Below are 2201 nucleotides of genomic sequence, written 5' to 3'. Positions count from 1 at the left end.
CTGCTGCACAAGCCCCTCCTGGGGATTTGCTTAGGGCACCAGCTGCTGGCTTTGGCGGCAGGAGCGGATACGGAAAAACTCAAGTACGGGCACCGGGGCTGCAACCATCCCGTCAAAGATTTAGCCACAGGGCGCATCTACATAACTTCCCAAAACCATGGCTATGCCGTCAAGGAAGATTCCTTGGACGGCACGCAACTGGAAATCACATACCGCAACCTGAACGATGGGACCGTGGAAGGTCTAAGAATTAAGGACAGGCCGGTTTTCGGCCTCCAGTTTCACCCGGAAGCCTGTCCCGGCCCGGCGGATACGGCATTTCTCTTTGACCGGTTCCTGGCCGTGGTAAGAGAAACGGTAGGAAAGGGTGGTGCCTATGCCCAAGCGGCCGGACATTAAGAAAGTGCTGGTCATCGGATCCGGGCCCATCATCATCGGCCAGGCGGCGGAGTTTGATTACGCCGGCACCCAGGCCTGCCGGGCCCTGAAAGAAGAGGGCGTAGAGGTGGTGCTGGCCAACAGCAATCCCGCCACTATCATGACGGATAAGGACATGGCCCACCGGGTATATATCGAACCCCTGAATGTGTCCACTTTGCAGGAGATCATCAAAAAAGAAAGGCCCGATAGCTGCTTGCCCACCCTGGGCGGCCAGATGGGATTGAACCTGGCCATGGAACTGGCGGAAAGCGGTTTTCTGGCGGAGTACGGGGTAAAGCTTTTGGGCACCGGCCCCGAAGCCATCAAGAAAGCCGAGGACCGGGAAGCCTTTAAAAAGACCACGGAGAGCATCGGCCAACCCGTCATCGAGAGCATCGTGACCGGCAGCATCGACGAGGCGGTGGCCTTTGCGGCGGAGATCGGCTACCCGGTGGTGGTCCGGCCGGCCTACACCCTGGGAGGGACCGGCGGCGGCCTGGCAGCCAACGAAACAGAGTTGAGAAGCATTGCCGCCGGCGGCATCAGGCTCAGCCGGGTGCACCAGGTGTTGATCGAAAAGTCGGTGAAAGGCTGGAAGGAAATTGAGTATGAAGTCATCCGGGACAGCAAAGGCAACTGCATCACTGTCTGCAACATGGAAAACGTGGACCCGGTGGGCATCCACACCGGCGACAGTATCGTGGTGGCCCCGTGCCTGACCTTGCGGGATCAAGAGCACCAGCTGCTGCGGAGCGCCGCTCTCCGGATCATCAACGCCCTGGAGATTGAGGGGGGCTGTAACGTCCAGTTTGCCCTGCACCCGGAAAGCATGCAGTACTACGTCATCGAAGTGAACCCCCGGGTGAGCCGTTCCAGCGCTCTGGCCTCCAAAGCCACCGGCTACCCCATTGCCAAGGTGGCCACTAAGATTGCCCTGGGGTATACACTGGATGAGATCAAAAACAGCGTGACCGGCAAAACTTTGGCTTGCTTTGAACCTACCCTCGACTATGTGGTGGTCAAAATACCCCGCTGGCCCTTTGACAAATTTGTCAAAGCCGATACCAAGCTGGGTACGAGGATGAAGGCCACCGGGGAAGTGATGGCCATCGGTACCTCCTTTGAAATGGCTTTGCTCAAGGCCGTGGCTTCCCTGGAACTGGGGCTGGATTCCCTGGCACTGCCATACCTGGCAAGCTGCTCGGAAGAACAGCTGCTCAAAAAACTGGAGGAAACCACTCACGAGAGCCTGTTCGTAGTGGCGGAAGCCCTGCGGCGGGGGGTGGCCGTGGACACCGTCCATGCCAAAACCCAAATCGACCGCTACTTCCTCTACAAGCTGCAGCACCTGGTGCAGTGGGAAGAAAAATTGAAAAAAATGCGCCTGGCGGACCTGGACCGGGAAACCTTGAGGCAGTTGAAAAACCTGGGCTTTACCAACGGGACCATCGCCGGGCTGGTGCAGGCCACGACCGGTGAAGTGCGGGAGCGGTGCCGGGAATTGGGGCTGGAACCGGTGTTTAAAGTGGTGGACACCTGCGCCGCCGAGTTTGAGGCCGTGAGTCCCTATTACTATTCCGCTTGCGGGGCGGAGGATGAAGTGCAGCCGGGCGACGGGAAGAAGGTGGTGATCATCGGGGCCGGGCCCATCCGCATCGGCCAGGGGATCGAGTTTGACTACTGTTCCGTCCATGCCATCCGGGCTTTGAAAGAGCTGGGTTATGAGGCGGTGATGATCAACAATAACCCGGAGACGGTGAGCACCGACTTTGACGTCTCCG

2 protein-coding genes are annotated in these 2201 nt (G+C 58.7%); both read left to right on the top strand.

Going from position 1 to position 2201, the window contains the following annotated elements; all coding sequences use genetic code 11:
• A partial coding sequence (locus GXX34_02760) for a C26 family cysteine hydrolase domain-containing family (protein HHW06445.1) occupies nucleotides 1–399 on the top strand: 399 nt, incomplete at its 5' end.
• The coding region (gene carB, locus GXX34_02755) for a carbamoyl-phosphate synthase large subunit (protein HHW06444.1) at nucleotides 377–2201 on the top strand (1825 nt) is incomplete at its 3' end. The genes GXX34_02760 and carB, both read left to right, overlap by 23 nt.

This window comes from Clostridia bacterium, from assembly GCA_012840125.1.
Taxonomy (GTDB): domain Bacteria; phylum Bacillota; class DULZ01; order DULZ01; family DULZ01; genus DULZ01.
This window is presented reverse-complemented; position numbering and strand designations above follow the sequence as displayed.